Here is a 5,886-nt window from a genome sequence, read left to right as displayed (position 1 = left end):
GGTTAGCAAATCCTTGAGATGGATCGCCTTTTCAACAATTTTCGTCAAATTTCCCAGCTCCTGTAAGAGGGGCAGAGCCTCCTGACCCAAGCTTTCCACCTTTTTGATAGCTTCCCGCGTGTGTCCGTGAATGCCCGTATCCGCAATCAGCAGATGAGCATCCAAATCTAACTCAATCTCTGAAAATCCGACATTGCGGATAAACTTGATGGCTACATCGCTAAGGCAGGTCTTGGCATCCAGACCGCTAGGATTCATATGGGCAATCATCTCTGCCCGATTGGCCAGAATTTCCAGCGTCTCATGATCCAAGGCTTCTTCGAAGTAGTCAAAAACCGCACGAATGGCTGCAATGCTGACAGCAGCAGACGAACCCATGCCCCGTTTTTCTGGCACCATAGAATCCACCTGACAACGAATCTGAGCGCCTTGCTTCCCTAAGTGCTCCAGACAGGCAAATACAGCCATGGACAAGGTATCTTGCTCATAGAGAGTCCAAGGCTTCTCAGAAGGGAATACCTGACAAGTCACTTCGATATTGTTGAGAGGCAAAGCCAAGGCTGGATAGCCATAGACCACCGAATGCTCTCCCATAAGAATAATCTTGCTATGTGCCCTGCCGACACCCTTCTCTTTCGTCATACTTTCTCTCTATTTCTTCCTTCTATCTTCTATATTTTAATATACTTTTGGAAAAAAAGCGATCTTTTCCTATCTTGACTGACAAAGTCACGTTAAGCAGTCAAAAACTCCAAGCAAAAGCCGGAGTTCTATCCTATTTTATCATCAGTGACGGGCCTTTGGCTTCGGTAGGGAGGAGGCTACCACTCTCTTCTGATTAGATCCATCAGTTCATTGCGGTCTAAAATCCACTGGGCACGCTCATCCTTTTCATAGGTGCGATTGGAAAGAAAGATTGCGGCTTTCTGTTCCGCCCGGTTGTACATGATAAAAGTACCCGTATAGCCAGTATGATCCAGCCATTCCCCTTCCAAATTCCAAGCTAGACTGCGTGTCTTGCCCGGCTCTAGAGCATAGTTTTGGCTCAATCTCTCTGCAAATTCGTCCTGCAAATAATGCTCTAAAAAGATCTGCAAATCCTCAAGTCTTGAAAAAAGTCCAGCACTACCGGCATGATGGCCTAGGACACGCGCTTTGGGATCATGAACCACCCCTGCTTCAACACCACGAACAGTTGGCACCGCAGAAGCTACTGGTCCAAAGCTAGTTTTCCGCATCGCCCAAGGCTGAAAAATCTTTTCTTCAAATAACTTGTCCAAATCCTCCCCATAGATTTCCTCCAGCATAAAGCCCAGCAGGAGAAAATTAACATCTGTATAATGGAAGGTTTTGTCATCCAGCACCGTCAAGCTATTAAGAGCCGCCTTTAGTTCTTGCGCATTGAGCCTATCCCGATTGGAAATAAAGGGATCTAGCCCAGAGGTATGGGTCAACAGCTGGCGCAGGGTCACCCGATCATCATGAAAAGCTGGATAATATCGCCGCAAAGGCGCATCGATATCCAAGTCGCCAGTCTGAAACAAAAATGCCACCAAGGTCCCTACGCCCACCACCTTACTGACGCTTGCCAGATCATAAACCAGACCAGCTCGCGTTGCTGATTGATTGGCTGGGTCTGCCAAGCCCAGATAAAAACTCTGCCAATGTCCATCACGATAAAGAGACAAACTAGCCCCAGGATAAATCCCCGCAGCAAGCTGCTGATCGATCTTTTCTAAAATCCGCTGAGTCATAGTTGCTCAAACCATAGTTCAATATTACTTCGATCTTGGCTGACCAAGAATTTTTTAGATTTAGGGACAAAAAACTCCTGTGTCGCAAAAATCGATGACAATTTTTCCACATCAAAGTCCGCCACCAAACATTTGAGCATAGTCAGATCCCAAGTTTTCGTATTATCAGCTTGCAAATCTTGTCCTTTGGCTTCCTGCACATCTAGGAAATCCAAGACATTGCTCACTGGCTGATAGAAGTCCTTAACAGCCTGCAAATCTGGAACACGAAGTTTAATCTTTTCCACATCAAATTGACTCAAGCCAATAAAATCGTCCTGCACTTCAAATGCAGGAGTTTCTTGGACTGGTTGCAGACAAGTCAACTTCTCTTCCGCATGGAGCAAGATACGATCACCTTCTGGGGAAGTCGCTTCAAAAGCATATCCTTTCTCACCACGATATAAATTATCAACTTGGATTCCTCGAGCCAGCAAAGCCTCAATTTCTGACGCTTTTGCCACCTTGATCACCAGTCGAGCCAATTTCTTTGCTCCTTTAACTCGACGAGAGCGCATGCTTGGAGATTCTTCTAAAATCAATCTTTCTGTTCTGGTTTGATCGCCCAAAGACAACTGGGCCCCTTCTTCCAATAGGGATTTCATTCCTAGCGTTTTACTATAGAAATCTTGATTTAGGTTCCGATTATTTACTTTTATTACTGGAACGATTCTTGCAACATGATTCACACTCATAACTTCCTCCGAACCATTTTATTGTAATAGATTTTCATTTTTTTTACAAGAGATTATGCGCAATCCAACAATTTTCAGAACATTTCCACTATCCTAATCAAACAAGTCAAAAAATCTAAAATATATGGTAATTCCCCACTACTCAAAGGCTGACAAAAAAAGACCGAGATTGCTCTCAGCCTTTCGATAGATATTATCCGTAAATCGCTTTAAACAAAGCTACTGCTGTGATACCTGCAAGAATTGGTGCCACAACTGGTACCCAAGAATACCACCATTTTGAATCACCCTTGTGTTCACCAAGGATTGATTTTGGCAAGATAAAGTGCAGGATACGAGGTCCAAGGTCACGGGCTGGGTTAAGACCTGGTCCAGTAGGGCCTCCAACTGAAGTTACCAAGGCCATAACAAGGAAACCAAGCGCCAAGTGAGCAACAGCAGATGATCCATTTGTTGCTTGTGCAAATGTATTATGAATCAGACTTTGAACATCCGATTCTGCTACTTTTTGACCAGCTTTAATTGCTTGATCAGCTTGTTGTTGTACATTCTTCTCGATAAGAACCTTCAATTCCGCACCGAAGTGAAGTTTAGTCATGCCCATCGCTGCAAAGAAAAGAACAAAGGAACCAACAAACTCATTGATAAAGCCATTGATTGTTGCTGCTTTACGAGACTCAGCTGTCCCGTGATCTAGGCTTGAAATGGTTGAGAAAGTACCCAAGATATTGTTTGGATTTTCTGTTTTCAAGTAGTAAGGGCGGTGTGTCGCTACGACCAAAGCCTGTCCGAAGATCGCACCCAAAACTTGAGCAATAATATAAGGAGCTACCTGAGCCCATGGGAAGTAACCGCTAATTGCAAGCCCTAAAGTAAAAGCAGGGTTGATGTGGTTACCTGAGGTATTTCCAAACATCAGAGCTGGAATCATAACCCCCATACCGTAACCAACGGCAATGACTAACCAGCCACTTTGATGACCTTTAGTTCCTTTTAATTCAACATTGGCAACAGCACCATTCCCCAAAATAATAAGGATAGCTGTCCCTAAAAATTCCGTGGCATATTTAATAGCCCAACTGAAATCCATCTAATTTCTCCTTTAAAATTTTTTAGACAATCTATATTTTATCAAGTATAATGGATAATGTAAAGGTCATTTTAAACAAAAATAAGAAAAAGAGGGAAAAATATGCGCTTCAATCAGTATAGTTATCGCAAGACAAATCCAGACACCATGCGCCAAGAATTAGCCGACTTGGGCTTTGTTTATGAGCCGCACCTTTCTGACAAAGACAATCTCCAAAGCTTTCTACGACGCTGTTTCTTTCTCTATCAGGATACCGACTACTTGCTTCGAGCTTGGGCCGCTGATAGCGAAACTGACTTGTTGACCTTCTTCGAGTCAGACCGCGAACTGACAGCTGAGGTCTTCTACATGACTGCCTTTCAGCTCTTGGACTTTGTGCCTTTTGTTGATTTCACCGATCTTGAGAAATTCCGAACAGAAAGCAACTTCCCTATCGTCTACGGCGATCTGCTAGAAAACCTCTACCAGCTGCTCAACACTCGAACAAAAAATGGCAATCTGCTGGTTGATAAGCTGGTCAGCGAGGGTTTGATTCCTGAGGACAATACCTACCACTACTTCAACGGCAAGAGCCTGGCAACCTTTTCCAGCCACGATGCCATCCGCGAGGTGGTTTACGTGGAATCACGCGTGGATACTGATGGAGACGGCCTGCCAGATCTAGTCAAGGTCAGCATTATCCGTCCTCGTTACCAAGGGCAAATCCCTGCCGTCATGACAGCCTCTCCTTATCATCAAGGAACCAACGATCCAGCCAGCGACAAGGCTCTCCATAATATGAATGTGGACTTAGTAAAAAAAGAGCTCCATCAAATCACAGTACAAGATCCTGAGCTCAAATTGCTCCAGCTGGATGCGCCAGCTCCAGCCCAAGAAGTCTCTGAAGCCGAGGAAAAATTGGGTCATATCGGCACCTACACGCTCAATGACTACTTGCTGCCCCGCGGCTTTGCCAATCTCTACGTATCTGGTGTGGGGACCAAAGATTCTCAAGGCCTGATGACCAGCGGTGACTATCAGCAGATTGAGGCCTACAAAAACGTTATTGATTGGCTCAATGGCCGCTGCCGAGCCTTCACCGACCACACTCGCCAACGGGAAATCAAGGCCACTTGGGCCAACGGCAAAGTGGCTACGACCGGTATCTCCTATCTGGGCACCATGTCCAACGGGCTGGCAACGACTGGCGTAGATGGTTTGGAGGTCATTATCGCAGAAGCTGGGATTTCTTCTTGGTACAACTACTACCGAGAAAACGGTCTCGTCACTAGTCCTGGAGGCTACCCAGGAGAGGACTTTGAATCCCTGACTGAACTGACCTACTCCCGCAACCTGAGGGCTGGTGACTACCTGCGCAACAACGACGCTTATCAGCAAAGCCTAGAGCAGCAGCGCAAAGACCTAGACCGGCAAACTGGAGATTACAATCAATTTTGGCATGACCGCAACTACCTGCTCCAGACAGATAAGGTCAAGGCCGAAGTCGTCTTCACCCACGGCTCTCAAGACTGGAATGTCAAGCCCCTCCATGTCTATAATATGTTTCGGGCCTTACCGCACCACATCAAAAAGCATCTCTTCTTCCACAATGGCGCCCATGTTTACATGAACAACTGGCAGTCCATCGACTTCCGTGAGTCTATCAATGCTCTGCTGAGCAAGAAATTACTAGCTTGTGAATCAGACTTTGAACTTCCAGCAGTCATCTGGCAGGACAATAGCCAAGCTCAAAGCTGGCTGACCTTGGAAGACTTCGGCGGGCAAGAGCAAAATCTTCATCTCCAACTAGGTCAAGACTGCCAATCTATCCAAAATCAATATACAAAAGAAGACTATAATCGTTTTGCTAAAAATTACCAAAGCTTTAAGACTGAGCTTTTTGAAGGTAAGGTCAACCAGGTTACCCTGGACTGGACCTTGGAAAAAGACCTCTTTCTCAACGGAGCGAGCCAGATCAATCTTCGCCTCAAATCCAGCACTGATAAAGGACTGATTTCTGCTCAATTGCTGGACTTCGGACCAGCTAAACGCCTCACACCGATTCCTACACCTATTGAGCCTAGAGTCATGGATAACGGCCGCTACTATATGCTGGACAATCTGGTTGAACTGCCCTTTGCCGAAACGCCTCATCGCGTCATCACCAAAGGCTTCATCAACCTGCAAAACCGGACCAACCTACTGACTGTCGAAGAAGTCACTCCTGACCAATGGCTGGAATTTTCCTTTGAACTGCAACCAACCATCTATAAAATGAAAAAAGGCGACCAACTCCGCCTCGTCCTCTACACCACTGACTTCGAACACA

5 protein-coding genes are annotated in these 5,886 nt (G+C 45.6%); 1 reads left to right on the top strand and 4 read right to left on the bottom strand.

The features are described 5' to 3' along the window. From Q0191_RS07730 to gla, 4 genes are all read right to left on the bottom strand, one after another. On the bottom strand, positions 1-642 hold a 642-nt coding region (locus Q0191_RS07730; RefSeq protein ID WP_297665328.1), incomplete at its 3' end, for a mevalonate kinase. Positions 643-821: 179 nt separating this feature from the next. Next, complete coding sequence (locus tag Q0191_RS07725; protein ID WP_297665326.1) at positions 822-1,754, bottom strand: serine hydrolase domain-containing protein; 933 nt, start codon at positions 1,752-1,754, stop codon at positions 822-824. Next, complete coding sequence (locus Q0191_RS07720) at positions 1,751-2,488, bottom strand: CppA N-terminal domain-containing protein (RefSeq protein WP_297665324.1); 738 nt, start codon at positions 2,486-2,488, stop codon at positions 1,751-1,753. Before Q0191_RS07720 ends, Q0191_RS07725 begins: the two co-directional genes overlap by 4 nt. Positions 2,489-2,681: 193 nt before the next feature. Next, a complete protein-coding gene (gla, locus tag Q0191_RS07715; RefSeq protein WP_297665322.1) occupies positions 2,682-3,578 on the bottom strand; it encodes an aquaglyceroporin Gla in 897 nt (298 codons plus the stop codon). 102 nt (positions 3,579-3,680) lie between these two features. On the opposite strand from gla, the gene Q0191_RS07710 reads away from it, so the two are divergent. After that, positions 3,681-5,886, top strand: a 2,206-nt coding sequence (locus Q0191_RS07710; protein ID WP_297665320.1) for a Xaa-Pro dipeptidyl-peptidase, incomplete at its 3' end; no start/stop codon positions are given.

It is taken from the genome of uncultured Streptococcus sp. (assembly GCF_938036805.1).
In the GTDB taxonomy this organism is placed as follows: Bacteria; Bacillota; Bacilli; order Lactobacillales; family Streptococcaceae; genus Streptococcus.
The sequence above is the reverse complement of the archived record's forward strand: the minus strand, read 5'-3'. Positions and strand labels throughout refer to the sequence as shown.